Raw genomic sequence first — 25,910 nt, 5'->3', positions numbered from 1 at the left:
TTGGGGTAAATCGATCTTTCCCCGTCTTTGCTTGTGGTGCATGGAATACTGTATAAAAATACAGTTAACAGTCTTCACCATGGGCCTCCCTTTCCTCGACTCCTTTTCCGCCGCCGCGGGCCGCGGCGTCTGGCACGCCGACGAACTCGGCCTGGCCGACGCGCAGGTCGTCGCCACCGGCCATGCCGCGCTCGACGCCGAGTTGCCGGGCGGAGGCTGGCCGGTCGGGGCCATGACGGAGCTGCTGCAGCACTCGCCCGAAGCGCATGTGTGGCAGCTGTTGCTGCCCGCGCTGGCGCAGGCGGTGCAGGCGCGCGGCGGGCCGGTGGTGCTGATCGGACCGCCCTACGAGCCTTGCGGGGCTTCGCTTGCGGCCCAGGGGCTGCCGGTGGAGTCGCTGATGTGCGTCAAGAGCGAGGCGGCGCCCGCGCGCCTCTGGGCCTGCGAGCAGGCGCTGCGCTGCGCGGACGTGTCGGCCGTCGTGGCGTGGCTGCCGCAGGCGCGGGTGGGCGAGCTGCGGCGGCTGCAGCTGGCGGCCGCACAGCATGAGCTGCTGCTGTTCGTGTGCCGGCCCGAATCGGTCGCGCTGTCGGCCTCGCCCGCGCGCCTGCGCATCAGCGCCTTGCGCTGCGAGGCCGACGCGTCGCAGATCGAACTGCACATCCTCAAGCGCCGCGGCCCGCCGCTGGCCGCGCCGCTGATGCTGCCGGCGCGCAACGCGCGCATGGCCGCGCTGCTGGCCGCCGCCCGGCTGCGGCGCAAGCTGCGTTTGCAACAGCAGGGCACGGTGCCCGCCGGCGCGGCGGCCACCTCGGCCACCGTGGTGCGCATCGACGCATGGAAGGGAGGCCAGGATGCACTGGATCGCCTTGCAGTGGTCGCTTGAGGCCGATACCCCCGATACCCCCGATACCCCTGACGCCCCGGATGCCGCCCGCGCCACCGATGTCGTGGCCCTGCCCACGCCTGAAGCGCTGGGCTGGTGGGCGCTGCAGTACACGCCCCACGTCGCCTGGCAGGACGAGGCGCTGATGCTCGAAGTCTCCGCCTGCGAACGCCTGTGGGGCGGCCGGACCCCGCTGATGCGGCAGTTGCTCGCATCCAACCCCGTGCCCGGCGCGCGCATGCTGGGCGCCCAGGGCGCCACCAGCCTCATAGCGCTGGCGCGGCTGCGCCTGTTCGCGCGCCAAGAGCGCCGTCCCGGGGAGATTCCGGCCGGCCTGCCGCTGGACACGCTGACGGCCGCCCACGGCCACCTCGACCTGCTCGCGCGCATGGGCTGCCGCACCTGGGGCGACGTGGCGGCGCTGCCGCGCGGCGGGCTCACGCGGCGCTTCGGCGCGGAACTGCGCGTGGCGCTCGACGTCGCCTGGGGCCTGCGCCCCGAAAGCCACGCCTGGCTCACGCTGCCCGACGTGTTCGAGCAGAGGCTGGAGCTGCCCGCGCTGGCCGAGACCGGACCCGAACTCATGTGGTCGGCCAACCGGCTGCTGTCGGCCCTGCAGATCTGGCTGCGCGCACGCCAACGCGGCGCGCGCGCGCTCGAGCTGCAATGGACGCTCGACCTCAAGCGCTTCAACGGCGTGAACCTGCCGCCGCACCAGCAGCTCACCGTGCGCACCGCCGAGCCCACGCAGGACATGGCGCACCTGCGCCGGCTGTTGTCCGAAAAGCTCGCCCTCACCACGCTGGCCGCGCCCGCGAGCTGGCTGAAGCTGCGCACGCTGGAAACCGACCCGTGGGCCGGCGCCAGCACCAGTTTCTTGCCGGAAGACAACCGCAAGGGCGACAAGCTGCACGAGATGGTCGAGCGGCTCAGCGTGCGGCTCGGGGCGCAACAGGTGGTGGTGCCGTCGGCGCAGGCCGACCATCGGCCGGAGCGCAAGCAGGCGTGGCGGCCGGCGCTGCAGAAAGAAAAGCCACCCGACAAGGCGCTCGACAAGGCTCGCAAGGAAGCGCAGGCCGCCGCGTCGCAGCCCGACGCCCTCTACCCGCCGTGGCTCTTGCCCGAGCCGCTGCTGCTCGACATGGACGGCGAGCGCCCGTGCTATCGCGGCCCGTTGAGCCGGCTGATCGGTCCACAGCGCGTGGAGACCGGCTGGTGGGGCGGCAAGGAAGAGGGCGGCCAGCCCGCACTGCGCGACTACTACGTCGCGCAGAGCCCAGAGGCCGGGCTGGTGTGGATCTTTCGCGAGCGGCACGCCGCGCGCTTTTCCGCCGGCGAGGTGCGCTGGTACCTGCAGGGCTTCTATGCCTGAGCTCAGCGACAAGCAGGAGCGCAAGCGCCAGCTCGCCAAGGTGCATGCGCTGCCGGTGCAGATGCGGGCGCGGCCGGCGGCGGAACTGCCCGGCTATGCGGAGCTGCACTGCCTGACCAACTTCAGTTTCCAGCGCGGCGCTTCCACGCCCGAAGAGATGGTGGAGCGGGCCTACCAGCTGCGCTATGACGCGCTGGCCATCACCGATGAATGCTCCGTGGCCGGCATCGTGCGCGCCTGCGTGGCCCTGCGCGACCTGCCCGCCAAGCTGGAGGCGCATGAGCGCGAGTTCCCCGACGAGCCGAAGATTCCGCGCAATCCCGGCTTTCGCCTGCTGTTCGGCAGCGAGTTCCGCTTCGAGCGCTTCAGGCTCGTGGTGATCGCGAACGACGCCGAGGGCTGGGGCAACCTGTGCGAGTTCATCACCGCCGCGCGTACCACCACCGAACTGCCCAAGGGCGAATACCTCGTGAGCTGGGACGACAGCGTGAACGGCAGCAACGTGGCCTCGCTGCAGCGCTGCCAGGTGCTCTTCGTGCCGCATCGCATGCCCGGCGAGACCGTGGACGCGGCCACGCTGCATGAAGACCTGACGGCAGCCAAGGCCCTGTACGGCGACAACCTCTGGCTGGCGCTGGAGCTTTTCAACGAGATGGACGACGACCTGTGGTTCGTCACGCTGGTGCAGGCGGGCGAGGCCGCCGGCGTGCCCCTGGTGGCGGCCGGCGACGTGCACATGCACTCGCGTGCGACCAAGCCGCTGCACGACGTGCTGACGGCTGTGCGCGAAGGCAGGACGGTGGCCGAGTGCGGCTTCGCATTGCAGTCGAATGCCGAGCGGCACCTGCGCTCGCGTGTGCGGCTGGCTCAGTTGTACCTGCAGGAAATGCTCGAGAACACGCGGGTGGTGGCCGAGCGCTGCAGGTTCGATCCGCAGGAGATTCGCAAGAACTATCAGTACCCGCTCGAAAGCGTCGGCAATGGCGAGACGCCGGCGCAGACACTGGTGCGCAAGACGTGGGAGGGCGCGCTCGACAAATACCCGCTCGAAAAATATGCCTCGTGCATTCCGGCCAGCGTCTGCATGCAGGTCCACAAGGAGCTGGCACTCATCATCGAGCTGGGCTACGAGATGTTCTTTCTCACGGTGGAGAACATCGTGAGCTTTGCCAAGTCGCAAAAGATCCTTTGCCAGGGGCGCGGTTCATCGGCCAATTCGGCGGTGTGCTACTGCCTCGGCATCACCGCCATCGACCCCAAGAAGGGCACGCTGCTGTTCGAGCGCTTCCTGAGCCGTGAGCGCAACGAGCCGCCCGACATCGACGTCGACTTCGAGCACCAGCGGCGCGAGGAGGTCATCCAGTACATCTACGAAAGATACGGCCGCGAGCGCGCCGCCATTGCCGCGGTCGTCATCTGCTACCGATCGCGCAGCGCGTTGCGCGACGTGGGCAAGGCCATCGGCATCGACGAGCGGCTGATCGACGAATTCGCCAAGGACCACTACTGGTTCGACGACACCTTGCTCGGCGAGCAGCTGAACGCGGCCTGCGAGCGCGCGGGCGTGAAGGAAGACGCGCTCAAGATCGAACACTGGATCGAGATGACGCAGCGGCTCAAGGGCTTTCCGCGCCACCTGAGCCAGCACGTGGGCGGCTTCGTGCTCACGCACACCAAGCTCACGCGGCTGGTGCCGGTCGAGAAGGCCTCCATGAAAGACCGCTCCGTCATCCAGTGGGAGAAGGACGACCTCGAGGCCATGGGCATGCTCAAGGTCGACGTGCTCGCGCTCGGCATGCTCAGCGCCATCCGCCGCGGGCTCGACCACATGAACCGCTGGCGGGGCTCGATGGTGGAGATGCACCAGGTGCCCAACGACGACCCGGAGGTGTTCGACATGATCTGCGACGCCGACACCGTGGGCGTGTTCCAGATCGAGAGCCGCGCGCAGATGTCGATGCTGCCGCGCCTGAAGCCGCGCACTTACGAAGACCTGGTGATCGAGGTCGCGATTGTGCGGCCCGGGCCCATCCAGGGCGGCATGGTGCATCCGTACCTCAAGCAGCGCGAGCGGGTGCGCAAGAACTTGCCGATCCACTACGAGAAAGAAGAATTGCGCATCGCGCTCGAACGCACCCTGGGCATCCCGATCTTCCAGGAGCAGGTGATGCAGATCGCGATGATCGCGGCCAAGTTCTCGGCCGACGAAGCCGACCAGCTGCGCCGTGCCATGGCGGCGTGGAAGCGCAAGGGCGGCCTCGACAAGTTCCACGAGAAGCTCGTCGAGGGCATGAAGGACAACGGCTACAAGGCCGAGTTCGCCGAAGCCATCTTCAAGCAGATCCTCGGCTTCGGCGACTACGGCTTTCCCGAGAGCCACGCCGCGAGCTTCGCGCTGCTGGTCACCGTGAGCAGCTGGCTGAAGAACTACGAACCCGCCTGCTTCCTCGCCGCGCTGCTCGATTCGCAGCCGATGGGCTTCTACAGCCCTTCGCAGCTGGTGCAGGACGCACGTCGACATGGCGTCGAAGTGCGGCCGGTCGATGTCATGGTGAGCGAGATGGACACCACGCTCGAAGCCCGTGCGCCCGATGCCCCGCGCATGCCGGCGGGCACCGACGCGCGCTACGCCGGGCGCCTAGGCAACGACAACCAGCCCGCGGTGCGGCTGGGCCTGAACCGTGTCCAGGGCCTCAGCGCGGCAGGTGCAAAGCGCCTGCTGGAGGCGCGCGCGCAGGCCCCCTTCACCAGCACCGAAGACCTCGCCCTGCGCGCCGAGCTCGAGGCCAAGGACATGGCCGCGCTGGCCGCGGCCGATGCGCTGATGGCGCTCTCGGGCCATCGGCGCCAGCAGGTGTGGGACGCCACCGCCACCCGCGGCATGGGCGCGCGCGCACCGGCCCTGCTCAAGGGCGTGCCCATTCACGAGCAGGCGCTGCTGCTCCCCGCCGCGCCCGAGGGCGAGGAAATCGTCGGCGACTACGCGGCGCTCGGCCTCACGCTGCGCCGCCATCCGCTCGCGCTGCTGCGCCCGCGCCTGGCGCGCATGAAGCTCATGAGCGCGGCCGAACTGCGCGAGATGGCCACGGGCCAGACCGTGCGCGCCTGCGGCATCGTCAAGGGCCGGCAGCGTCCAGGCACCGCCAACGGCACCATCTTCGTCACGCTGGAGGACGAGACGGGCAACGTCAACGTGATCGTGTGGAACCACGTCATCGACGCCTGGCGCGAGCCGCTCCTGAAGTCGCGCCTGCTCGCGGTGCAGGGCACCTGGCAGCGCGACGACGACAGCGGCGGCAAGGTGCAGCACCTGGTGGCCACCGGCTTCAAGGACCTGACGCCGCTCATGGGCCGGCTGGCGCAGAGCAACACCAGCCGCGACTTCCATTGAACCGAATGCAACCGATCGTTCCATGCCTCGCGCCATTCGCGAGTTTTCGCTAACCTGTTCCTGACATGTCCGAACTCCTGCTTGAATCCCCTGTCGCCACGCCGATCGGACCGCCGCCGCCGGCGCCCGATGTGCCCAACCCCGTGCAGCCGCCCCCCATGCCGCCGCCCGAGGGCGATCCGCCGCCGGCAGTGCCGCCTTTCACCGACCCCGGCTTTCCGTCTCCGGTGATGGACCCGCCGCCGCCGCTGCAGAGGGCCGTCCCCGAGGTGCCGTTCGGCAAGCTGCATGCGCGGCGCCTGCGCGAGATCTACCGCTCGGCCGGCTGGCCTTGCTGCGACGCCATCGAGGTCGAGCTGCTCGCGGGCGGCTACCTGGCGCGCGTGCGCACCGTGCACGGCCACGAAACGCTGCGCGTGACGGATGCCGGCATCGCACGCATCGCCACCACGCTCACCCTGAACCGCGCTGCGCTGTCGCCGCACGAGGCGCTGGTGGAGCGCGTGGCGCGCGAGATGACGCGCGGCGGGCGCATCGCATGGCGCGGCCTCGGCCTGCGCGCCCGGCTGCCGGCGCTGGAAGAGGGCGGCAAGGCGCGCTGGTGCATTGCGCGGCCCGACGTGTTCTCCATCCGCAACACCAGCGTCGAGGCCTATGCGCATCCCATCGTCCATGAGGTGAAGGTGAGCCGCGCCGACCTGCTGGGCGACCTGCGCAAGCCCGACAAGCGCGCGGCCTACCTCGACCTGGGCGGCGAGTGCTGGTACGTGCTGGGCAACGACGCCAAGGGGCGATGCATCGCCACGCCCGAGGAGGTGCCGGCGGAATGCGGCGTGATGGTGCTCGAAGGAGATCGCCTGGTGGTGGCGCGCGCCGCGGTGCATCGCGCGTTCGACCGCATTCCGTTTGCGGTGTGGCTGGCGCTGGCCAAGGCGCAGCCCATCGCCGGCTTCGAGGACGACGCGCAGGACATGCTGATCTGACGCGCGTGCGGCGGCTCAGGTCACGGCGTCGTAGCTGCGGTGCGCGATGGCGACGACGTCGTCCGGCAGGAACTGGCTCGTCATCCGGCGCAGGCCCTCTTCACGGTCTTGCGCACTGGCCGCAGCGTCGAACATCCGGTCGCAGATATCGAGGATGTCCTGGGTGATCCGCTCGTAGCGGTAGTAGGCCAGCGCCACGGCGTCGACGTCTGCCGCGCCGTAGCCTTCGTAGAACAGCGCTTCCTGCGCCGGCTGGTTCCACACGTGGCCTGCACCGCCGCCGATGAACATCAGGTCGCGTTCTTTCGGCGCGAGCATGAGCTTGTGCCAGCCGACGATCGACAGGCGCCCGCCGTTGCCCACGAGCACGTTGCCTGCATGAAGGCGGGCATGGCACGGCACCAGCTGCGGTGGGCGTTCCAGCAGGATGGACGCGAGCTGCTCGCTGCGGTAGACGATGGTGTCGATCTCTTCGGCGTGCGCTTCCCAGAACGCGAAGAAACGCTCGACGATGTCGTCGCCGGTCACGCCGTTGATGAACCGGCGCTGGTAGCGCCGAACGCCTTCGCGCCAGTGGTGGGCGTAGCGTTCCCTGGGGAGGCTCGCCGACAGCGCCTCGGGCAATGCCGTGCGGTGGATGGCACCCAATGCGGCACCGAGCGCGCGCCACTGCGTGTCCGTCAATGCGCGCGCCAAGCCGTTGGGGCCGTCGAAGAACGGGTACAGCGCCCAGCCGAAGCCTTCGCTTTGCACGCTCGGCTGCGCGTGCGTTGTCGGCAACGGCGCCATCACGGCCTCAATGCCTTTCTCGTGATGAAGAAAGGCCGGCACCCTGACGACCGATGGATCGAAACCGTCGCGGCGCAGCTTGAGTAAGTACGCGTTGCCGTCATCGGCATCGACGCGAAAGGCGGCTGAGTTCACGTCGGCGCCGAGCGGCAGGAACCGGGCATTTGCGTTGTTCAGGCCGTATGCCTTGGACAGGCATTGCCGGATGGATTCGTGCGAGAGGTCTGGGGGCGTCAGCATGTGTTTGCACCCGACCGAGAAAAGACGGGTCAATGAAAGACCCGCAACGATAGCGCGACTCCCCAGTGCGCCCTGTAAGACGTCAGCACCTCGTGCCGCACGTGCGGCCATGGATGCGAGCAGACGAGGGCAAAGCCGGTCGACATGCGGCGGAGCTCGGGCAGTTCAAGCACCCGGCGGCCACCAGCTCTCGGCCGTCGTGCGGATCACGCGCGCGGCCTGAACGCGCACATCGTTTCCCTCATGCAAGTCGCCAGGGCCCGTCTCGCGGGCCACCTTGAAAGGCCAGGTCGAGAGGCGACCCGTGCGCGAACGCGTCTGCAACTGCTGCAGGCGGGAAAAGAAAAGCGCCTGCGCCGGGGCGGACGCAGGCGGGTTGGCGGTGGTCATGGTGTCGCCTCGGTGGTGTTCTTGGAGACGAGCAATTTTAAGGAAATACTGTATTTATGTACAGTATTTTCACAGTCTCAAACCACGGGCGGATCCGACCGGCCTCAGGGCTGGACCGGCGCGCCGAGCAGGGCCTCCAGGTCGATGGCCGCGGCCATGGCCTTGTAGCCCGCATCGCCCGGGTGCAGGTGGTCGCCCGAGTCCATCGCTGCCTTCATGCGCGACGGTTGCGCCGGGTCGCGCAGCAGCGCGTCGAAATCGACCACCGCATCGAACGCGCCGCTTTCGCGGATCCAGCGGTTCACGGCCTGGCGCACCTTGTCCTTCTCCGGCGAATAATGACCTTCGAGCGGCGTGCCTTCCAGCGCACGCTCGTTCGGGGGGATGGTGGCGCCCATGATGCGCACGTGGTGGGCGTGCGCCATCTCGATCAACGCGCGAAAGCCCTGGATCAGTTCGTCGGCGCGCACCGCGGGTTCGCCCGGCGCGAACGGGCCGCCCGGCCAGCCGATGTCGTTGGTGCCCAGCATCACGACCATGGCACGCACGCCGGGTTGTGCGAACACATCGCGGCCGGCGCGCTCCAGGCCGGCGCGGCCCATGCCGTCCTTCAGCAGGCGGCCGCCCGAGATGCCGGCGTTCAGCACCGCCACGTGGCGGCCCGCCAGGCGCTCAGCCAGCGCGTCGGGCCAGCGGGTGTTGGCGCCCGGCGTCGAACCGTTGCCGTCGGTCAGCGAATCGCCGAAGGCGACGACGGTGGCTGGCGGCGTGGACGTTTCCACGATCAGGCTGCTGACGTAGACGCGCGTGCTCCAGGGCGTGGCCGCCGCAGGCATGCGCTGCGCAGCCGTGAGGTCGCCATCGGCCACGTAGGCGATCTGGCGTGCGTCGAAATGAAAGCCCGCGGGCTGGCTGGGCTGCGGCAGGTAGAGCGACACGGCGACTTCGCCGAGCGCGGGAACGGCGATGTCGACCGGGTCGCTGACCAGCCGCGCGCCGGGCGCCACGGTCGCCTCGGCCTGCCCGCCGAAGCGCAGCGGCCGGTCGCTGCCTTCGACGATGGCCGAACCGCCGGCATGCCTTGCCACCCGTGCTGCGCCGATGTGCAGCGGCGCCGTGCCGCCTTCGTTGCTGATCACCACGCGCAAGCGCGGGCCGCCGATGCTCAGGCGTGCCACCTGGCGCACGGTCTGCCGGTTGAACTGGAAGGGCAGGCCCAAGGGCAGCACGAAGTCGCCGTGCCAGAGCGGCTGCGTGCTGGCCATCCAGCTCGGGCTCCAGTGCGTGGCCACCGGTGGAGCCGCCGACGCGGCGGCTGCGCCTGCCAGGGTGAGCGCGAGGGCGCCGTGGCGAAGGATCGATGTGAATGAGGATGCCGTCATGGAAGATGTCCTTGAGAGAAGTTGAAGCCAGGCCTCGACTTTCTTTCATGCCCATGTGGATGGGTAGACGGCAGAATGACATCCGGACCATTCCATATTCGAATACATCCATGGACACCTTGCGCGCCCTCGAAGCCTTCGTCCACAGCGTGGAACTGGGCAGCCTGTCGGGCGCGGCCCGCGCGCTCGGCACCACGCAGCCCACGGTCAGCAAGCTGGTGGCGGGGCTGGAACGCTCGCTGGGCGTGCGGCTGCTGCGGCGCACCGCGGCGGGCCTGAGCCTGACGCAGGAGGGGCAGCGCTTTCACGAACGTGCGCAGCGCGTGCTCGAGGACTACGGCGACGCGGTGTCCGATGCACGCGAAGGCCTCGAGCAGCCGCGCGGCCTGCTGCGCACGAGTGCCCCGGTCACCATGGGCCAGCGGCACCTCAACGCGATGGCGGTGGAGTTCCTGGCGCTGTACCCCGACATCGAACTGGAACTGGTGCTGGACGACCGCTTCGTCGATCCGCGGGAAGAGCGCATCGACGTGTCGCTGCGCGTGGGCGGTGTGCTGCCGCCCGACCTGGTCGCGCGCCACCTCGGCACCTGGCCGCGTGTGCTGGTCGCCTCGCCGGCCTACGTCGCGGCACGCGGCAAGCCGCGAAAGCCGCAGGACCTGCCGGCACACGACTACCTGCGCTATGCGCCGGGCGACGACGGCGTGCTGCTGCAGGGGCCCGAAGGCGCTGTCAGCGTGCCGGTGCGCAGCCGCTACCGCGTGAACAACGCCGTGGCGATGCTGGACAGCGTGCTCGCCGGCGCCGGCATTTCATTGCAGCCCACGTGGATGGTGGCCGACCTGCTCGCGCAAGGCCGCCTGGTGCGCGTGCTGCCGCGCCACACCGGCCCGGTGCAGGAGGTGCACCTGCTGTATGCCGCGCGCCGCCACCAGCCGCTGCGGGTGCGTGTGTGGGTGGACTTTCTGGCGCAGCGGGTGGCCAGGCTGCCGGGTGCCGCGCGCAAGTAGGGGCGAGCGGCTCTCAGGTGTTGCGCAGTTCGCGCGTGCCGGCGGGGGTGTCGGGGCCGGTGCGCAGGCTGCGCTCGATGAACTCGCGCGCAACCGCATCCACGTTGGCCGGTGCCGGCGCGTTGAAGGACATGCGGTACTTCAGCAGCCTGCCGCCGCGCGCCGTGAGGTAGGTGAAAGAGTCGTAGACCTTGCCGTCCCGGGCGTTCGTCAGCCGGAAGGAAATCGAGCGGAAAGCCAGGCCGTCGATGCGTACGTCTCGCGTGGCGCCGATCTTCGCGCTGGCGTATACGCCTTGCGCGGCGGCCCGCTGGACCTCGGCGAGGGTGCTCTTGAAGTGCTCGTCGAACTGCGCGTCGTCCACGCCCGGGCGCCAGTCGGTGCGCTTCATGTCGTACACGTAGACGTCGACCCAGCCGATGCTGCTCTCGAAGCGATGGCTGCGCCCCAGGCCGGCGTTCAGCGCCTCGTAGGACCGGGTGCCCGCATAGCGCCATTGCACGCCTGTGGGCGGGGCGGTTGCCGGTTCGTGCGCCGCGTCGGTGCCGGCTTTTGGCGAATTGCCGGGTGAGGTGCCCGGTGCCGTGGCGCATGCGCACAGCAGGGTGCACAGAAGCAGGGCGTACAGCAGTTTCATGGCCGGCTCCGGAGGGGCGGGGAACGACAGCGTCAGTCGATGCGGATCTCGAAGTAGGCCTCGTCGGCTTCGCCGAGCGCGCGAAAGCCCGCTGTCTTGGCCGCGTCGTAGGACTTGGCCCAGGTGGCGGCGAGCGCGATTTCGTCCTTGGTCAGTTCGTCCGCGCTCGATTCGCTGGCGTTCTCGAACGCCTTCAGCGCGGGCTCGACGTTCTCGCCGAGGAGCTTGTCGAGTTCGCGGCGGAAGCGCGATTCCGCAGAGGCGATGACATCGGCCGGCGCGTCGGGGAAATCGATCAGTTTGACGGTGTAGCTCATGGCCGGATGCTACGTGATCGGGGGGCGGGAACGAGGCTGCTTGCGCTCTGGAAAGGAGCCCTGCGCAGGCTTGTTGGAGCGGGTGAAGGGAATCGAACCCTCGTATGAAGCTTGGGAAGCTGCCGTTCTACCATTGAACTACACCCGCATTTTACAACCTGTTGATGGGCAACGAGATTTTGACCTAAGCGCTTGATCTACCGAGGGAAACCAGCGTTCTGAGGGAAGGGTGCTTGCCCATCCGCCGCCAGCCCCCGGGCTATACACTTTGCGCTTCAGCGTAGGTTTTGGCGTAGCTTTTCGAGGAAATCTACGCTTGGCCCACTCGTCGCGGGCATGCCTGCGCCGCAACGACAGCCCGGAGTATACGGTTCCATGTTCTTCGATGCCCGCGCCGCCAAGCAGCTCAAGCCTGGCGAGCACCTCGTTGTCGAAGGCTGCGAGGGGCTGCGGCTCGTCGCGTCGGCCTCGAAGATGACGTGGACCTACCGCTACAAGCAGCCTGGCACGGGGTTGATGAAGCAGACGCGGATTGGCCCGTATCCCAAGGTCCGCCCGTCCGAAGCGGCCGAGATCGTCGAGAGCCTGCGCGCCAAGCGGGCCGAGGGCATCGACCCGAAGGCGTTCCAGAGCCAGCAGCGCAAGCCTGCCGTGGCGCCGGCCACCGCCGAGGTGTTCACCGTGCGCAAGCTGGTGCAGGACTACCTCACCAACCACATCGATCAGGAGCGTGAAGAGGCTGGCGCGGTGGCCGCGCGCCGCGCGTTGGAGAAGCTTTTGGACGAAGAGCCCGCCTTCGCCGAGACGCCGGCGGCGGCGGTGACGCGCTCCACGTGCTTCGACCTGCTGGAAGCCAGGAAAGCTACGCCGACCGCGGCCCAAAAGCTACGCTCGATGCTCGGTGCCGCCTGGGCGCGTGCGCTGGACGCGGGCCGCATCGACCAGGACGTGCCGAACTGGTGGCCCACGATCATGAAGGGCAAGCTGAAGAGCAAGGGGAAGATCGTCGGCGGCGAGCATCAGGGCCAGCTGCGGCGGGTGCTTCGCGACGAGGAGGTCGGAGCGTTGCTCGCCTGGCTGCCGAACATGCACGATCTCGGCCGCGACACGCTGCAGATGTACCTGTGGACCTGCACGCGCGGCGCCGAGATCCTGGCCATGCGGCCAGCGCACATCGCCGAGGAGAAAGACGGCTGGTGGTGGACGGTGCCCAAGGAGGCGACGAAGAACGCGCGCTTCGAAGAGGCAGTCGACCTGCGGGTGCCGCTCGTCGGTCGCGCGCTGGTGATCGTGCAGCGGCGCCTTGCCGCCGTGGGAAAGTCCGGGCTGTTGTTCGAGGACACGCGCGGTGAGCAGTACACACAGCATGACTTCTCGACCTACATCTACGGGCTGCAGCCGTACTCCGCGAAGGTGGCGCGCCGCGAGGGGGAGGGGCTCGTGCTGCCCGTGGCGAACTGGACGCCGCACAACCTGCGCCGGACCAGCCGCACCATGCTGGCCGCGCTGGGCTGTCCGAAGGAAATCGGCGAGGCGCTCCTGGGCCATCTGCCACCGACCATCGAAGGCACCTACAACGCGCACAGCTACGACGCGGAGCGCCGTCTGTGGCTGACGCGCCTGGCCAAGCACCTCGAGGGGCTCGGTCGTCAGGCCGGTGCGCCGGCGCGGCCGTAGCCGCTGTTCTTCGGCGGCAGCAGGTCGGACTCTGGGCGCTCACGGCCCCAGTGCTCCAGGTCATCGACCAGCCACGCAGTGCGACCGGCGCTGAGCTTGCGCGGCTTCGGCAGGTCGCCGCGCGCCACCAGGTTGTCGAGCGTACTTTCGGAGATGGCGAGGAACGCGGCCGCGTCCGGGCGGGCGAGATAGAGCGGGGTGATCCGCACGATTGCCGGGCGCTCTTTCTTCACTGGCGCGATGGAGTTCGTGGCTGTGGCGGTCATGAGCATTCCTTCAGTGCGTCGTCGCGCGCCTGGTTGAGTTCGGCCATTTCGGCGGTGGTGCCGCCCTTGTCGGGGTGCGCGCTGCTTGCGCGCGAGCGGTAGCGCTCCTTCACCATCGAGGCATTGACGGTCGCATCGGCTGGGAAGCCGAGCACGGCTCGCCAGTGGCGCTGCGTGGCCGGAGCCGGCAGCGCGACGAAGCCCTGAAACGTCGCGCGCACCAGCGCCAGCGTGCCGTGGCGCAGCTCCACGCGGCGCGCCTCGAGGATGTGATGGATCGCCTGCAGGTTGGCCTCGACGGTCCGGTACCGGTCGACGGGAATGCACACCTGCAGGCCATCCCAGGTGAACCAGACGGCCACGCCAGGGTCTGCTGGCTTCTGGGTGCCCAGCGTGACGTTGCTGCTGATGACCAGCCCGTCGACCTTCTTGCCACTGTCGGCGGCGAAGAGGCGCAGGCTGCCCTGCACGTTCTTCAGGGCGGCCGGCAGCGCGGTCTTGAAGGCGCCGGCCTCGGGATACTGCTTGCGGGGGAACTGGCTCGGCCAGGTCAGAGGGAAGGCGGTCGCAGTCATACTTGCGCTTTCAAGAGGTTGGAGACCGAAATGAACATGACGGACATCGAAACGCACGACGTGTTGATCAAGGGCAAGACGTAAGTCGTGAGGATCGGCAAGGTGCCGAATGGCTGGTACTGGACAAGCGACGACTTCGACAACCCGGATGGTGCATTTCCATCTGTAGAGGCCGCTCTCCGAGGCGCCAGCGCAGAGATCAGCGCACGTAGCGTCTGATTCATTCCGCCCACCTCAAGCAGCCCGCGCTCGAGCAGCGGCCGGTCATCCGGCCGTCGATGGCGCTGGCGGTGTAGGTGAGGAGTCCGCGGCACCTCATGCACTGCATGGATGCCTTGACGGTCTCGGCGGGGCGCAGCGTCTTCGGGTCGAAGTGCTGGCGGAAGATGGCGGCCTTGGTCTGCGCCACCGCGCTTGAGAGAGCGCCGAAGCCGGGGCGGGTCATGACGCGTTTTCCTTGGCAGGAGCCGGACTGGGGCGGAATCTGGGATCCGGCGACGTGCTCCAGATGACGCGCTCATCGCCATCCACGGGGAACACCGACAGACTGGTGAGCCGATAGCCTTCGGGGGCGGCCTCGCGGGCCGCACCAATCAGTCGCGCTTCGGACATTCCTTCGAGTGCGGCGACTGGAGCGGTGAACGTGCGACTTCCCCATCCCGGCTGCGGCCGGAAAGCGTCGGCCAACGTCCAGTCGTTGCGGTGGTAGATGGTCCTGTAGAACGGGCGGCTCATCGGCTGCTCCAAGGGATCAGCGGCGCGTTCTTCGGCACCTTGTGCTTGCCGCGCGCCAACGGGTGCTTCGGGTAGCCGGCCTTCGTCTTGCCGAGGCAGTAGATCTCCGAGCCAGCGGGCAGCGATGCGCTGATCTCCTCCTGCACGTGGTAGACCCAATCCGAGCAGCGGTCGGCCAGCGCACCCCATGCGAGCAGCACCGCCCCAGCCTTCTGCACCTCGGTCAGGATCACGCCGACGTTTTCCTGCAGGCGGTCACGGTCGTACCAATCTCGACGGGTTTCCCACGTGTTGACCATCTCGATGGCTGCGGCCGGCTTCGAGCTGCGCAGCGGGATCGCGTTCACGACCACCACGCCGCCGAAGCCGTTGTGGCTCGCGATGTGGCAGACCAGCGTGACGGTCGGGTCGTCGATCTCATGGTCCGCGTCGCTGGGGTTGAACATGCACACCAGCAGCACGGGCCGGTCATCCCAGCGGCGGGTGAGAGTCCAGCGGCAGGTGCCGCAGGGCGAAATATGGGCAGAGCGTTTCATGGGGCTTCCTTCGTGGTGATGAAGGAACAGTCCCCGGCCCGCACGCTGCGGAACGTCACGACCCATACCCAAGGGTTCAAGGTCCAGCTGTCGGGGCCATTGATGGACTCCCACAGGTGCTGGTACCGCTTCACGTAGGTGTCGCACTTCTGGCAGTCGGTGTCCGGGCATGCGCCCAGGTTCGGACCGAAGGAGGTGTACAGGCCGGTGCCGCCGCATTGCGGGCACAGCTTCCAATCGTGCACGTCGCGCTCGCTGTCCAGACGCTCGCAGCCCTCGGCCTCGGCGTCGGCCTCGCTGATGTCCTGCAGGCGCTCGACGCGCACCCCGGTGACTTCGAGGTCTATGCGGCTGGCCCAGCGAGGCATGTGAATGCTCGGGCGCCACTTCTCGACCCACGCGCGCTCCGAGGCGTCGGCCGCGTAGTGAATGATCGGCTTCTCGCCGCCGGCGCCGTGCAGCCATTTTTCCCACGCGAGAGAGCAATCCGGCTGCGGGGCGTGCGTCTCACGCACCCACAGCTGATCGCCCGGCTGGCCGTATGGACACTCGACTTCCCAGCCCTCGGCATTCGACGTGGTGTACCGGTATGGCCCACGCTTCACGTCCATCAGCATGGTGCTGGGCGGCAGATAGTCGTTGTGGCACAGGATGTCGTGCCCGTCGAACTGGAAGCCGTTGGCGTAGGGCTGGCTCTTGCAGATGCGGCGCGTCTGCGTCTTCGTGCCGTCGAGCAGCGCGCGCACCATGGGCGCGGAGAAGAGAATGGGGCGCTCTTTCATCGCGGCACCTCGTTCCATTCGCGGCCGTCGAGCAGGCGGCCGGCTTGCTTCTTGCCCACCCGATACAGGTCCGGCTGGTCGTCGATGTGCCCCTCGTCCGTCGCAAGGTTCAGCGGGTAGAGGTCCCAGCGGTCGCCTTGCAGGAAGGCGGTGTCGACGGTGCCGCGCACGCGTTCGACGTTCTCGCCAGGCGTCCACTCTCCCCACTGCTTGAACAGGAACGACACGCCCGCGGCTGCGCACTGGTCACGCAGGCCGCGAGCCCAGTCCGGATGCATCGGCCGCGCGGCGGGGCCGCTCTCGCCGCCGACGATCACCCAGTCGATTGCCCGCACCCCTCGCAGCCAACCCCAGCCGATGGCAGGGGGGATCAGGTTCACTGGCCCCAAAAGCGGCTCCATGCTCAAGAAGCGCGTGTGCGCCGGCGTGCGCAGCAGCTTCGGAATGTCGCGGTCAGCCTCGGCTTGGTTGCAGACCGTTATGCCGAGCCGCACGTTGCGCTGGCCTGCGGCCCAGTCGTGCGAGCGCGCTTCGATCAGCCGCTCGAACACGTTGCCGATGCGCTTCGTGAGCAGCAGCCAGTCGAGGTTCGGCGTGAGCTCGATTAGCGCGCACAGATCGCGCAGCCATTCGATGGGCACCTCGTTGTCGAACACGTCGGCCAGGCTGGCGCAGAACACCCGCTGGCGGCGGCCGTGCTGCGCATAGAACGCATCCGCCTGCGCGTTCCAGCGCTTGGGCAGCGCCCAGTTCGCGACGCTGGTGCGAACCCGCGGCGCGCGGACGCCCCAGGTCTCAGTTCCCTTGCCGCGCAGCACCCGCACCGGCGTACTCACCTCGGCGTAGCAGTTGTCGCAGCCACCGCCGCCCGTGGCGGCTTTGGAAACCTTCGTGCAGCCGATCCAAGGATTGAAGGTCCGGTCGCACCATTCGATTTTTGTTGCTGAGCCCATCAATTGCTCCTGCGCGTGAATTTGCCGAGGTGGTCTCGGGTTTGAACTAGTTCTTTGCGGTCCGCGCAGCGCGCGCGATGGCACGTGGTGCACACCGGCTCCACGTCCAGGTGGTGCTCTGGGGCATAGCCCAGGTGGTGGTCGTACTCGTGCCGACGTTCGCCTGGGCCATGGTCATGACCACAGTCCGCGCAGGGCAGCGTGTTCGGATGGGCGCGGCGACCTGTTCGAACTTCGACGTTGACGCGCTGTCGAGCCTGGGCCTTGTCGCCGTCTCGTGCCGGCTGTGGGGCTGGGCCTGGGCGTCCAGTTGTGGGGTTCAGGCCGAAGGGCATCGCGCCTCCCTGATGTCGAACACCATGTCGTAGGAGCCCATCGCCGGCGGCATGCGCGGTGCGAGGGTGATGGTGACCACGAGGCCGCGCGCACGGGCCGCGTCGACCAGCTGCTGGGCGGCCATTTGCACGGCCTGGATCTCGTGCGCGCGCTCGCGCTCTGGGGATGTGTCGAGTAGGTTCAAAATGCCACTCCTTTCAATGGAGAAATCACATGGCAACGCAACAGGTGAACTCGGCTCAGGAGATGGCCTATAAATTGACCAAGGAGCAGATTGCGCAGGCGTTGGAACTCGCATCGAAGGCCGTTTACGACTCGAAGGTCGATCCGAATTTCGTAGGCTCGGTCTTGGTCGCGCTGGCAATCAACACGCAGACGGCCGCCGCCGAGATGCGGCAGCGTTAGCAGGGTGTGGCCAAGTCGACCCGTACCGCCGCGCAGCTGAAGCAGTTGCTGCTTGAGCGCATTGAGGCGATCCCTGATCTGGCTGGTCAGGTGACCGACGTACACCGCGGCCACGTGGTTGGCACTGGCGGCGGCAGCGACGGCGAGCCGAACTGGACCGTTCCGGTGCTGACCGACCGCGGCACCCACCGCGCCGACATCGCGCGCATCATCCGCTCGCTGCAAGGGCAGTTCGACCTGGAAGACTGAGCCGGGGGATACTTCCCCCATCAAACGATGGAGGTGGGCATGAATGGACTTGCGATGCTCGGAACATGGTCGGCTGTCGGCGCCGCAATCGCAGTCGTAGTCGGTTGGGGGCCATTGCAGATCTGGTTGGAGACCCATGAGAAGTTGGCCGCCTGGGTGCAAGCCGTCGGCTCGGTCGCAGCCATCTGGCTTGCAATGTGGGTCGTACAACGTCAACACGGGTTGGAGCAAAAGCGCCAGCTCGAGGCGGAGGCTCGCGAGCAGATCGCCCTGAACGTTGGAGCGCTGCACCTGCTCAGTGCCGCCTTCCGACTCGCAGAAAAAGTAACTCTTCAACGCAACGAACACCAGCTCAACCTGCTGCACATGTGCATCGAGTTGGAAGGTGTGGCGAACGCGCTCGCCAGAGTTGACATCTTGCGGTTCGATACGCACCTCACTATCGAGGCGCTCCTCGTTGCCGAGAGCGCGGCGAAAACGCTGCTGGGTCACATGCAGGCCGCGCACGCGGCAACCGCTGATGACGGGCACCCACGCTGGGGCCCCCTGCGCCAGTTCGCAGAGCAGACTATGGCGTTGACCAAGCCGCGCGCGGACATGCTGCATGACTCGATTGCTGCAGCGCAGAAGGCACTTCGCGACGGTTAGATGTGGGTAGTTCATAGACCCTGTCCCATAGTCAGAGCCATCGCCACATCGCGCACCCAGATCGGCTGGGCCGACAGCATGAAGGTCTCGCCGCTCCACGCCAGCAGCAGCGTGGTGCCCATCACGCCGGCGATCGCGCAGGCCGCGTCACTGGGCACTGCGTTGCCGATGCGCTCGCGCCACGCCTGATCGCTCAGCCCGTCCAGCTCGAACTTCTCTTCAGGGTCGAACAGCGACTGCAGCGCGGCCAGTTCCAGCGTGGTGAACGGGCGGTGCCAGGTGCCGTCGAGCGCCTGGATGCGGCACACCACCTTGTCGGCCGGAGCGGGCATGCGCGGATCAGCAACGCTCCACCGGCCGTTGTCGTGGCCAGCAGCTGCGCTGACAGCGCCCGCGGGCTCGGTCCACGGCATCACCCCGTAGTGGCCGGCCGTGAGGTAGTTGTCGCCCTTGCCGCGCTGGATGCCGCTTCGTGGGTCCGCCACGGCGAATGCGCCTTGGCCGGTGGTGCTGCCGCTGATCACGGTGCCGGCCGGCTCGTCGTAGCTGGTCACCAAGTACTTGCTGAAGGGAAGGCCCGGCTGGCGCGGATCCGCCACGCCCTGGCCGGTGCCATGCGCGCTGGTGACCGCCATGCTCGACCGGTCCCACGGGACGATGCGGAACTCGTTGCTGTGCTTGGCCGGTCCTGCATGCCGCGGGTCGGAAACCGCATAGGCGCCGGTGTCGTCGCCCCCGATCACGGTGCCAGCGTGCATATCCCAGCCGGATACCGCATATTTTGAGAAGGGCTTGCGATCCTGCGGGCCGCGCGGGTCGGCCACGCTGAACGTACCTTGGCCGGGGGACTTCACGCCGATTACTGCGCCCATGGGCTCGGCCCAGTCCAGCACGCCGTATTGCTGGTACTGCAGCGCGGCCGCCGGCGCGCGCGGATCAGCCACCGAAAACGGGCCATTGCTGGGGCCGCTGCGCGCGGCCACCAGCTTCGAGTGGTCCTCCCAGCGGGTGACGCCATAGGCGCCAGTGCCCTCCTGTGTGCTGGGCACGATCAGGTAGTCACGCAGGTGCCCGTTCTCGACGGCCAGCTTGTTCAGGCTGCGCCAGTCGCTGCCGGCCTCGACAAACGCCAGGCGAACCCAGGTCTTCCACTGCAGCGCGGGGATGCGGTGCATGGGGCCGGCACGCAGGTCACCGGGCATCACCATCTTGCCCAGCACGTCGCCCACGGCGCGCAGCTGGCGCTTCTCGGGCTCGTACAGGAACGGCGGCACCTTCTCGATGTGCCGGGCGACCAGCAGGAAGCGCTTGCGGCTCTGTGCCAGGCCGCCGATCTCGCCGCAGTCATGGGTGGTCTCGGCCACCGCGTAGCCGTAGCTGCGCAGCAAGCCGGTGATCTGGTCGAGCAGGTGCCGGCCGCGCGTGGCGATGCGCGGCACGTTCTCGAACAGGATCATCTCGACGGGATCGTCCTTCCAGGCCTCAAGCATCAGCCACACGCCGCGCAGCGTGAGTCGGTTGAGCGCCTGGTACTTGTCGGTCTTGCTCTTGCCCTCGGACAGCAGTCCGCTGAAGCCCTTGCAGGGCGCCGACAGGAACACGATGTGCGGCCGTTCGTGGCCAGCGGCGCGGTGGATGTCGGCGGTGGTGGCCTCCACCCAGCCAGCCGGCGGCGTGCGCCCGTGGAAGGCCTCGTACTGGCTGCGATCGAAGAGATCCAGCACCGTGCCCGTGGCGTTGGCCAGGCGGTTGAAGTCCCGGATGGCGGCCGCGTCGACGTCGATGCCACCGATGCAGCGGAACTTCGCCTGCGTGGTGCCGACGCGCGGATTGGCCTTGTTGAAGCCGCGCGCGCCGCCACCGAGGCCGACGAAAGCGTGGAAGTGCCGGATCTCGACGGTGTTCATTCTGTGGTGCTCGTGGTGGTTTCAACGACCTCGCGCACGGCCTCGGCGGTGATGCCGAGGGCCTGTGCAGCGGCGCGGGCGGCTGCGTCGCGGTCGGGATTGAGGGCGAGGGCGCGCGCGAACGCAGCCTTCACCTTCTCGATGGGAATGACGGTGAAGTCCATGGGTCAGGCGTCCTCGGGTTCGTCGGCCGGGCCCGTGTTGTCGCCGTCGTTGTCGCCGGTGCCGTGCGCACTCAGGAACACATCGTCGGCGGTGAGCGGCTTCTGGGGCTCGCTCGGCGGCGCGCCAGGGAACACGTCGCGCTCGGTGAGCGGCTTTTCCGGCTCGACCTCGGGCATGTTCAGCTGGATCGAGATGTCGCGCTGCTGCAGGATCGACAGCGTGCCGATGATGTGGTCGTCGATTTCGGACGCCGACGAGATGGCGAATTTCACCTCGGCCGAGCCGCCCTCGATGGGCGTGATGCGGAACTTGTGCACCTTGCACAGCTGCAGCACGATGGCCGTGGTCTCGTCGATGCCGTAGGCCACCTCGACGCGCGCGCCGACCTGCTGGAAGTCCAGCTTGACCGGGTAGTCCATGCCGGGCACGCGCACGTTCGGCATCTCGTCGACGGGCAAATCCATCTCGGCCTGCGGGCTTTCGGACTCTTGCGCGAGGTTGCAGAACAGAGCGTTGCGCAGCTGCTTCTGGATGGCCGTCAGCGAGCGGTTGTTCGTGTTCCAGGTGACGGCGAGGTCGATGGCCATCACCTCTTCGTCGCCGTGCTTCTCCACACGCGTCTGGACGTTGGAGAGCTTGACGGTGGTTGGTTCGAGTAGTTCGAGCATTGGGACCTTTCGAAGGTAGGAAGAGAAGAAGGGCGGCCGCTCGCGCGGCGCTGGCTGGAATGCAGGGAGGAGGGAGGAGAAGATGGCCCAGCCAGGCGCGCCCGAAAATGGTTGGTCTAGAACGGGATCTCGTCGTCGGGCTCTTCGGGCTCTGCGAGCGCGATGGTCTCGACCGGCGCGTGGGCGGTGCGGCGCACCTCCACTGCGTGCAGCACGTAGAAGGACTGGCCCGGCGCGTGCGCTGCGAGCCGCTCCGCTTCGTCGCCAGCACTCTCTGCGCTCATGTGCTGGCGCGTCGGCGGGCGCTGGCCCTCCGGGTTCCACACCAGCCAGAACTGCTGCTCGCCCATGTCAGGCCGCGACGGGCGCGGGGAACTTGTCGAAGGCCAGCGGCTTGATGTGCTCGCCGAAGAACTTGCCCTTCGACTCGGCCGCCATGAAGTCGGCGTGCAGCCGGGGCTCGACGTTCGGGTATTGGTAGGCGTGGCCGGGGCCGCGCGTGAAGGTCACCTGCAGCGTGCGGCGGGCTGCGTCGTAGCCGATGGCGGCCACCTGGTGCGATTCCACCGGGGTCATCGGGATGGCGGCGAACGGCTTGTCGGAGAACGCGGCGGCGGGCGTGTGGGTCTTGGGCATGGTGTGCTCCTGGAGTTGCGGGGGATCAGGCGGCCTGCTTGGCGTGGATGGCCTGCAGGTGGTTGGCCATCGCGGCCAAGATGTGAGGGAACTCGGATTCGTGGAACAGCACCGAGCCGCGCTCCTTGAGGCCGTTGAAACCCAGCTGGGCCAGGCCTTCGGCGGTGATCGACAGCGGGGCGATGCGCTCCTTGATCTGGCCGAGGCTCAGCGTGGGGTGCGCGGTCGGCGCGGCCGCCGCGCGCTGGGGCATAGCGATCACCGTCGGTGCTGGTGCTGGTGCTGGCGCTGGTGCAACAGCGGGCGCAGCGGCGGCCGGCGGCGCTGCCGGTGAAGAGGCCGGTGCCGGTGACGCGGCTGCCTGCTCGCGGGCGACGCGCTGGCGCTCGGCTTCCTGCTCGCGTTCGATGCGTGCGGCCTCTTCCTTGCGGATGCGCTCGCGGTCGGCGTCGATGCGCGCCTGTTCCTTGGCCTGGTGGTCGGCGATGCGGTTCTTGACCAGCGCAGTCAGGTCGTCGGGCGCCTTCAGCACGATCTGCGCGGTGTCGGGGAACAGGAACACGACCTCGGCGGCCTGCTCGCGCAGCGTGGTCAGGTTCACCTGGATGCGGTCGGCGATCTCGTTTGCAGCCAACTTCGTGCGCGTCAGCTCGTTGGAGACCGCTTCTTCCATGCTGGCCAAGCTGCGCTTGTTCTTGATGGCGCCGCCGAAGTCGGCCAGCACCTTGGGCATGTAGTCGCGGCCAAGGCGAGCATTCAGTGCCTTGATGTGCGAGTCCAAGCCCTTCACGCCAGCGGCCACGATCTCGCCACGGCGGCGTTCTTTCTCACCTGCCAACAGCTCTTCAGCCATCTTGCAGCTCTGCTGCAGCAGCTTGTCGAGCGCCTCGGCCGTCTTGTTTGCCATGTCGATCGGCTGCACCTGCGCGAGCATCTGTGCCTTGGCCGACTTCAGGGCCTCGCGGCCCTCCTTCATGGCCTTGATCTGCGCGTCGAGGTTGACGAAGTCTTCGTCGGTCTTCGGCTCGCGGATGAGGCGGTTGGCGAGGAAGTCGCGCAGGCGCTCCTCGAACACCTTGAAGTTGTCCTGCAGCGCCAGCTGGCCCGTGACCTGCACGAACGGCGCGGGCAGGGCTTCCACCGGCTCGGCCACGACCTTCTCGACCGCGGGCGCGGTGGAGGGCACGTAGGCGGCCAGGTCCTGCGCGAACTGCGCCCAGCCCGCGACGATCTGCGCGCGCAGCTGCGGGTCGGGCAGGTACCAAGCTTTGCGGCTTTCGACCAGCTCGTTGCCCACCCACTTCGTCGCCATGAACAGCACCTTGCGGCAGCCGGCCACCATGCACTGCTGTTCCATCTGCACGCGGTAGGCCAGCGGCAGCAGCGCGCCGTCTATCGAAGTCATCGCGGCGCGCAGTTCGTCGTTCAGGCTCTTGTGCTCGAACGCGATCGACTCGTCCATGGTGAGGCCGTCGAAAGACGCGCTCAGCTCGCCCTCGGTGCCGACGACGGGGTAGAGGTCTTCGCCGATGACTTGCTCCGCCATCGGGCGCGCCAGCGCCTCGAAGCGATGACCCTCATCGAAGCGGAACTGCTGCGATGCATCCACCTCGGGCGTGATGCCGGTGTGCAGCTCGTGCAGCAGCTGCGAACGGGTCTTGTACTTCGAGCACGCCATCATGGCCGGCGCGTCGCTGGCGTTGAAGTGCGTGGCGCGATGGGCATGCCACTCGGGGCTGCCTTGAACGAGGTCGAGGGTCTTCATGGTGGTGGTCTTTCAGGCGTTGAGTTCGGCGCGGCGCTTGTCGTAGAGCGCGTTGAGTTCGGTGCGGTGGGTGGCGTCGGCCACGGCCTTGATGAGGTCGGCGGCAACTGCCAGCGCGTCGTCGTTCGCAGCCTTGTTCAACTGCTCGGCAACGTGGGCGTAGGTCGGGCCCGTGGCACGGGGCGACTCGTGGATGGCGCGCTTCTGCTCTTCGGTGAGCGGGTGCTTGGTCTGCGCCATCGAAATGATCTGATCCGGCGACTTGCGGCCGGCGGCGATCACCTCGCGCCACTTCGGCAGGTTGGTGCGGAACTGGTCGTCGGGGTAGGTGGTCGGCGGGGGAGGCGGCGCGGCCGTGCGGCCATTGGGGTTGCCGTCGTCGCGGCCGTCTTCGCCCGCGCCCTTGCCGTCGTCGTCGGCATCGTCCTTCGTGGCCAGGCCGGTGGCAGCGAGCAGCGTGTAGCGCTGCAGGTAGGTGATGGTCGATGCGACCTGTTGGATGCCGTTCTTCTTGCCGCTGTTGTCCGGCGCGCCATCGAGCGAGACCGATTCGCTATGGCCGAGGCGGTGCGTGATGGTGCAGATGACCACGATGCGGCCGCTGCCCTGCTGCAGGTCCCAGCGGTGGGAGAGACCGTGGCGCGCCATCGCCGGCACCACCACGTCGGTGATGTGCGACAGCTCGGCGTGCTTGTAGCCAACGAAGCCGCCCTTGTCCGTCGTGTAGCCGACCTGCTTGCGCTTGAAGATCTCCAGCGGCTCAGCCTTGAAGTCAGCCATGGCCTGCACGAAGGCCTTGCGCGCTTCGTTGGCCTCCCAGCGCTCCTGCAGCTTCATGGCGCTTTCGACCAGCTCGAGCGACGCGCCGCGGCCGAGCGCGGTGAGCATCATCCCGAAGGGCGAAGACTCGGTGGGGCCGCTGCTGGCCAGCGCATGGCTGGAGCGCGTGGCCGGCACCGGCGCCGCGGCTGGCCCGATGGTTTCGAGTTCGAGCACCTCGTGCTCTTGGACAGTGGTTGCGTTCACGGGTGGGCTTTCAGCGGAGGAGGTTGATGAGGAGGGAAGGGAAGAAGAAGGCGAGCAGGCCGGCCAGGGCCGCGCAGGCGGAGGCGACCTTGATCCACACGACCACGAGGTCGAGCAGTGCGTCGATGGGGCTCGTGGACGCGGCCAGGGGGTCCGGCGTGTCGTGAGGGAAACCGTGGGGGCGGGCGCGGCTCATTGGGGGCCTCGCATGGCTGCGCGCTCGTCCGCAGGTGCTTGGGCCAGATCGGCTTGCACCGCACGAAACGCATCGGTCTCGGAGGGCTGGCTGTCGAGCCACGCATTGAGCAGCAGCCAGACTGCAAGCGCCGCCATGCACAGCGCCCACTTCACGGCTGCCTCGTCGAGGGCTTTGAGGAACGCGCTCACGATGCACCGCCCACGCGTGGCTGCGGCACAGCCAAGCCAGCCGGTGCGATCTCCCGCCACACTTCGCCCATCGGGTCGATCTCTTCCTGCATCTCGTACAGGTGGTCGAACTGCTTGCGGCCGTCGCGGTAGGCCGCGCCGGACGCCATGGCGTAGTGCCAGTCGGCGTCTTGCAGCGCCAACCGGTAGGCACGCATGCGCTCTTCGCGCTCGAAGCTGTTCAAAGTGCACTGGGCGCGCGCCAGCGCCACCATGCGCTGGAACTTCGACAGCTCGGCGTGGTTGCCGGGCATGAAAGACTGAGAGGACGCGACGCTCATGCGGCCACCAGCGAGCGAACAAGAGCGGCGTGGGCGGAGGTGGCCGAAGCTTTGGCCGTAGCCGCGGCGGCTTGCTGTGCAGCGACGCGCTTGCCGGCTGCGATCAGCGCGCGGGCCTCATCGGCGGTGATCTTGTTCAGGCCGTTATGCGGCACGAACTCGTAGAAGGCCGTCTTGCTGGACAGCACGTACGCGTCCGGCTTGTAGTCGCCCGGGGTCGCCACCACGGCCACGACGGTCAGAGAAAGGAAGCCCACCTTGACGGCGTTGCCGACGGTCCAGTTCTGCTTGGTGCTCTTGATCATCTGATCTCTCCACGAGGCCGCTGCGGAATTGCAGGGCGTGGAGAGAGTATGCAATATGCATATCTCTGTTGCAAGCGTTATGCATACGCTTGTCGAAAAAAAGTTATGCAGCCGATGCGCAGGCGCAAAAAAGCCCGCGGGCGGCGGGCTGGTGTGGAGGGCGTGCGGCGGC

Annotated in this window: 33 protein-coding genes and 1 tRNA gene; 9 read left to right on the top strand and 25 right to left on the bottom strand. The window is 67.9% G+C overall.

Annotation, left to right across the window (positions count from 1 at the left end; all coding sequences use genetic code 11):
• Positions 1–79 precede the first annotated feature (79 nt).
• From imuA to AC1DJH_RS01935, 4 genes are all read left to right on the top strand, one after another.
• Complete coding sequence (gene imuA / locus AC1DJH_RS01950) at positions 80–886, top strand: translesion DNA synthesis-associated protein ImuA (protein WP_478184542.1); 807 nt, start codon at positions 80–82, stop codon at positions 884–886.
• The gene (locus tag AC1DJH_RS01945; RefSeq protein ID WP_478184541.1) at positions 855–2,258 is read left to right on the top strand and encodes a Y-family DNA polymerase; all 1,404 of its coding nucleotides are present in this window, start codon (positions 855–857) and stop codon (positions 2,256–2,258) included. The genes imuA and AC1DJH_RS01945 overlap by 32 nt, the downstream gene beginning before the upstream one ends.
• Complete coding sequence (locus tag AC1DJH_RS01940) at positions 2,251–5,649, top strand: error-prone DNA polymerase (protein WP_478184540.1); 3,399 nt, start codon at positions 2,251–2,253, stop codon at positions 5,647–5,649. Before AC1DJH_RS01945 ends, AC1DJH_RS01940 begins: the two co-directional genes overlap by 8 nt.
• Before the next feature lie 65 nt (positions 5,650–5,714).
• Complete coding sequence (locus tag AC1DJH_RS01935; RefSeq protein WP_478184539.1) at positions 5,715–6,632, top strand: hypothetical protein; 918 nt, start codon at positions 5,715–5,717, stop codon at positions 6,630–6,632.
• A gap of 15 nt (positions 6,633–6,647) precedes the next feature.
• Here the strand turns inward: AC1DJH_RS01935 and AC1DJH_RS01930 are convergent, their stop codons facing one another.
• The 3 genes from AC1DJH_RS01930 to AC1DJH_RS01920 all read right to left on the bottom strand — a co-directional run bounded on the left by AC1DJH_RS01930 (position 6,648) and on the right by AC1DJH_RS01920 (position 9,433).
• Positions 6,648–7,661, bottom strand: coding sequence for a phosphotransferase enzyme family protein (locus tag AC1DJH_RS01930; RefSeq protein WP_478184538.1), 1,014 nt, complete (start codon positions 7,659–7,661; stop codon positions 6,648–6,650).
• A 165-nt stretch (positions 7,662–7,826) separates the two neighbouring features.
• Positions 7,827–8,051, bottom strand: a complete 225-nt coding sequence (locus AC1DJH_RS01925; protein WP_435483461.1) for a hypothetical protein — start codon at positions 8,049–8,051, stop codon at positions 7,827–7,829.
• A 104-nt stretch (positions 8,052–8,155) separates the two neighbouring features.
• Positions 8,156–9,433 (bottom strand): SGNH/GDSL hydrolase family protein, encoded by a 1,278-nt coding sequence (locus AC1DJH_RS01920; RefSeq protein ID WP_478184537.1) that lies wholly within the window; start codon positions 9,431–9,433, stop codon positions 8,156–8,158.
• 110 nt (positions 9,434–9,543) lie between these two features.
• On the opposite strand from AC1DJH_RS01920, the gene AC1DJH_RS01915 reads away from it, so the two are divergent.
• The gene (locus AC1DJH_RS01915; protein ID WP_478184536.1) at positions 9,544–10,443 is read left to right on the top strand and encodes a LysR family transcriptional regulator; all 900 of its coding nucleotides are present in this window, start codon (positions 9,544–9,546) and stop codon (positions 10,441–10,443) included.
• Positions 10,444–10,456: 13 nt separating this feature from the next.
• On the opposite strand, the gene AC1DJH_RS01910 is transcribed toward AC1DJH_RS01915, so the two are convergent.
• The 3 genes from AC1DJH_RS01910 to AC1DJH_RS01900 form a co-directional block, all read right to left on the bottom strand.
• Positions 10,457–11,080 (bottom strand): hypothetical protein, encoded by a 624-nt coding sequence (locus AC1DJH_RS01910; protein WP_478184535.1) that lies wholly within the window; start codon positions 11,078–11,080, stop codon positions 10,457–10,459.
• A 32-nt stretch (positions 11,081–11,112) separates the two neighbouring features.
• The gene (locus AC1DJH_RS01905; protein ID WP_435435719.1) at positions 11,113–11,397 is read right to left on the bottom strand and encodes a hypothetical protein; all 285 of its coding nucleotides are present in this window, start codon (positions 11,395–11,397) and stop codon (positions 11,113–11,115) included.
• Between the two features lie 74 nt (positions 11,398–11,471).
• Positions 11,472–11,545 (bottom strand) — tRNA-Gly (locus tag AC1DJH_RS01900).
• Between the two features lie 227 nt (positions 11,546–11,772).
• On the opposite strand from AC1DJH_RS01900, the gene AC1DJH_RS01895 reads away from it, so the two are divergent.
• A complete protein-coding gene (locus AC1DJH_RS01895) occupies positions 11,773–13,074 on the top strand; it encodes a tyrosine-type recombinase/integrase (RefSeq protein ID WP_478184534.1) in 1,302 nt (433 codons plus the stop codon).
• Here AC1DJH_RS01895 and AC1DJH_RS01890 read toward each other — a convergent pair.
• The 8 genes from AC1DJH_RS01890 to AC1DJH_RS01855 all read right to left on the bottom strand — a co-directional run bounded on the left by AC1DJH_RS01890 (position 13,047) and on the right by AC1DJH_RS01855 (position 17,441).
• Complete coding sequence (locus AC1DJH_RS01890; RefSeq protein ID WP_478184533.1) at positions 13,047–13,340, bottom strand: helix-turn-helix transcriptional regulator; 294 nt, start codon at positions 13,338–13,340, stop codon at positions 13,047–13,049. The genes AC1DJH_RS01895 and AC1DJH_RS01890 overlap by 28 nt on opposite strands.
• A complete protein-coding gene (locus AC1DJH_RS01885; RefSeq protein WP_478184532.1) occupies positions 13,337–13,915 on the bottom strand; it encodes a hypothetical protein in 579 nt (192 codons plus the stop codon). The genes AC1DJH_RS01890 and AC1DJH_RS01885 overlap by 4 nt, the downstream gene beginning before the upstream one ends.
• Before the next feature lie 220 nt (positions 13,916–14,135).
• Positions 14,136–14,360, bottom strand: a complete 225-nt coding sequence (locus AC1DJH_RS01880; RefSeq protein ID WP_478184531.1) for a hypothetical protein — start codon at positions 14,358–14,360, stop codon at positions 14,136–14,138.
• On the bottom strand, positions 14,357–14,650 hold the full coding sequence (locus tag AC1DJH_RS01875; RefSeq protein WP_478184530.1) for a hypothetical protein: 294 nt from the start codon (positions 14,648–14,650) through the stop codon (positions 14,357–14,359). The genes AC1DJH_RS01880 and AC1DJH_RS01875 overlap by 4 nt, the downstream gene beginning before the upstream one ends.
• On the bottom strand, positions 14,647–15,186 hold the full coding sequence (locus AC1DJH_RS01870; protein ID WP_478184529.1) for a DUF1643 domain-containing protein: 540 nt from the start codon (positions 15,184–15,186) through the stop codon (positions 14,647–14,649). Before AC1DJH_RS01870 ends, AC1DJH_RS01875 begins: the two co-directional genes overlap by 4 nt.
• On the bottom strand, positions 15,183–15,968 hold the full coding sequence (locus AC1DJH_RS01865; RefSeq protein ID WP_478184528.1) for a hypothetical protein: 786 nt from the start codon (positions 15,966–15,968) through the stop codon (positions 15,183–15,185). The genes AC1DJH_RS01870 and AC1DJH_RS01865 overlap by 4 nt, the downstream gene beginning before the upstream one ends.
• Entirely contained in the window at positions 15,965–16,921 is a 957-nt protein-coding gene (locus AC1DJH_RS01860) for a phage Gp37/Gp68 family protein (RefSeq protein ID WP_478184527.1), read from the bottom strand. Before AC1DJH_RS01860 ends, AC1DJH_RS01865 begins: the two co-directional genes overlap by 4 nt.
• Positions 16,922–17,240: 319 nt before the next feature.
• A complete protein-coding gene (locus AC1DJH_RS01855; protein WP_478184526.1) occupies positions 17,241–17,441 on the bottom strand; it encodes a hypothetical protein in 201 nt (66 codons plus the stop codon).
• Between the two features lie 29 nt (positions 17,442–17,470).
• On the opposite strand from AC1DJH_RS01855, the gene AC1DJH_RS01850 reads away from it, so the two are divergent.
• From AC1DJH_RS01850 to AC1DJH_RS01840, 3 genes are read left to right on the top strand one after another with little or no spacing between them, the layout of a single operon-like run.
• A complete protein-coding gene (locus tag AC1DJH_RS01850; protein WP_478184525.1) occupies positions 17,471–17,662 on the top strand; it encodes a hypothetical protein in 192 nt (63 codons plus the stop codon).
• A gap of 6 nt (positions 17,663–17,668) precedes the next feature.
• Positions 17,669–17,911 (top strand): hypothetical protein, encoded by a 243-nt coding sequence (locus AC1DJH_RS01845; protein ID WP_478184524.1) that lies wholly within the window; start codon positions 17,669–17,671, stop codon positions 17,909–17,911.
• A gap of 39 nt (positions 17,912–17,950) precedes the next feature.
• A complete protein-coding gene (locus AC1DJH_RS01840) occupies positions 17,951–18,559 on the top strand; it encodes a hypothetical protein (RefSeq protein WP_478184523.1) in 609 nt (202 codons plus the stop codon).
• A gap of 11 nt (positions 18,560–18,570) precedes the next feature.
• On the opposite strand, the gene AC1DJH_RS01835 is transcribed toward AC1DJH_RS01840, so the two are convergent.
• The 11 genes from AC1DJH_RS01835 to AC1DJH_RS01785 all read right to left on the bottom strand — a co-directional run bounded on the left by AC1DJH_RS01835 (position 18,571) and on the right by AC1DJH_RS01785 (position 25,738).
• A complete protein-coding gene (locus AC1DJH_RS01835) occupies positions 18,571–20,466 on the bottom strand; it encodes a DNA cytosine methyltransferase (RefSeq protein WP_478184522.1) in 1,896 nt (631 codons plus the stop codon).
• Entirely contained in the window at positions 20,463–20,630 is a 168-nt protein-coding gene (locus tag AC1DJH_RS01830) for a hypothetical protein (protein ID WP_478184521.1), read from the bottom strand. The genes AC1DJH_RS01835 and AC1DJH_RS01830 overlap by 4 nt, the downstream gene beginning before the upstream one ends.
• Before the next feature lie 3 nt (positions 20,631–20,633).
• Positions 20,634–21,299 (bottom strand): hypothetical protein, encoded by a 666-nt coding sequence (locus AC1DJH_RS01825; RefSeq protein WP_478184520.1) that lies wholly within the window; start codon positions 21,297–21,299, stop codon positions 20,634–20,636.
• Positions 21,300–21,415: 116 nt separating this feature from the next.
• A complete protein-coding gene (locus tag AC1DJH_RS01820; RefSeq protein ID WP_478184519.1) occupies positions 21,416–21,583 on the bottom strand; it encodes a hypothetical protein in 168 nt (55 codons plus the stop codon).
• Between the two features lie 67 nt (positions 21,584–21,650).
• Positions 21,651–21,935: a KTSC domain-containing protein gene (locus tag AC1DJH_RS01815; RefSeq protein ID WP_478184518.1), complete on the bottom strand. Its 285-nt coding sequence runs from the start codon at positions 21,933–21,935 to the stop codon at positions 21,651–21,653.
• A 25-nt stretch (positions 21,936–21,960) separates the two neighbouring features.
• Positions 21,961–23,700, bottom strand: a complete 1,740-nt coding sequence (locus AC1DJH_RS01810) for a YqaJ viral recombinase family protein (RefSeq protein WP_478184517.1) — start codon at positions 23,698–23,700, stop codon at positions 21,961–21,963.
• A gap of 12 nt (positions 23,701–23,712) precedes the next feature.
• Positions 23,713–24,726 carry an ERF family protein gene (locus tag AC1DJH_RS01805; RefSeq protein WP_478184516.1) on the bottom strand — a complete coding sequence of 338 codons (1,014 nt, stop codon included), beginning with the start codon at positions 24,724–24,726 and terminating at the stop codon, positions 23,713–23,715.
• A gap of 10 nt (positions 24,727–24,736) precedes the next feature.
• Positions 24,737–24,922, bottom strand: a complete 186-nt coding sequence (locus AC1DJH_RS01800) for a hypothetical protein (RefSeq protein WP_478184515.1) — start codon at positions 24,920–24,922, stop codon at positions 24,737–24,739.
• Entirely contained in the window at positions 24,919–25,113 is a 195-nt protein-coding gene (locus AC1DJH_RS01795) for a hypothetical protein (protein WP_478184514.1), read from the bottom strand. Before AC1DJH_RS01795 ends, AC1DJH_RS01800 begins: the two co-directional genes overlap by 4 nt.
• A complete protein-coding gene (locus tag AC1DJH_RS01790) occupies positions 25,110–25,433 on the bottom strand; it encodes a hypothetical protein (RefSeq protein ID WP_478184513.1) in 324 nt (107 codons plus the stop codon). Before AC1DJH_RS01790 ends, AC1DJH_RS01795 begins: the two co-directional genes overlap by 4 nt.
• On the bottom strand, positions 25,430–25,738 hold the full coding sequence (locus tag AC1DJH_RS01785) for a hypothetical protein (RefSeq protein ID WP_478184512.1): 309 nt from the start codon (positions 25,736–25,738) through the stop codon (positions 25,430–25,432). Before AC1DJH_RS01785 ends, AC1DJH_RS01790 begins: the two co-directional genes overlap by 4 nt.
• Between the last annotated feature and the right edge of the window lie 172 nt (positions 25,739–25,910).

The organism is Variovorax sp. 10N412 (assembly GCF_056394985.1).
The sequence above is the reverse complement of the archived record's forward strand: the minus strand, read 5'-3'. Positions and strand labels throughout refer to the sequence as shown.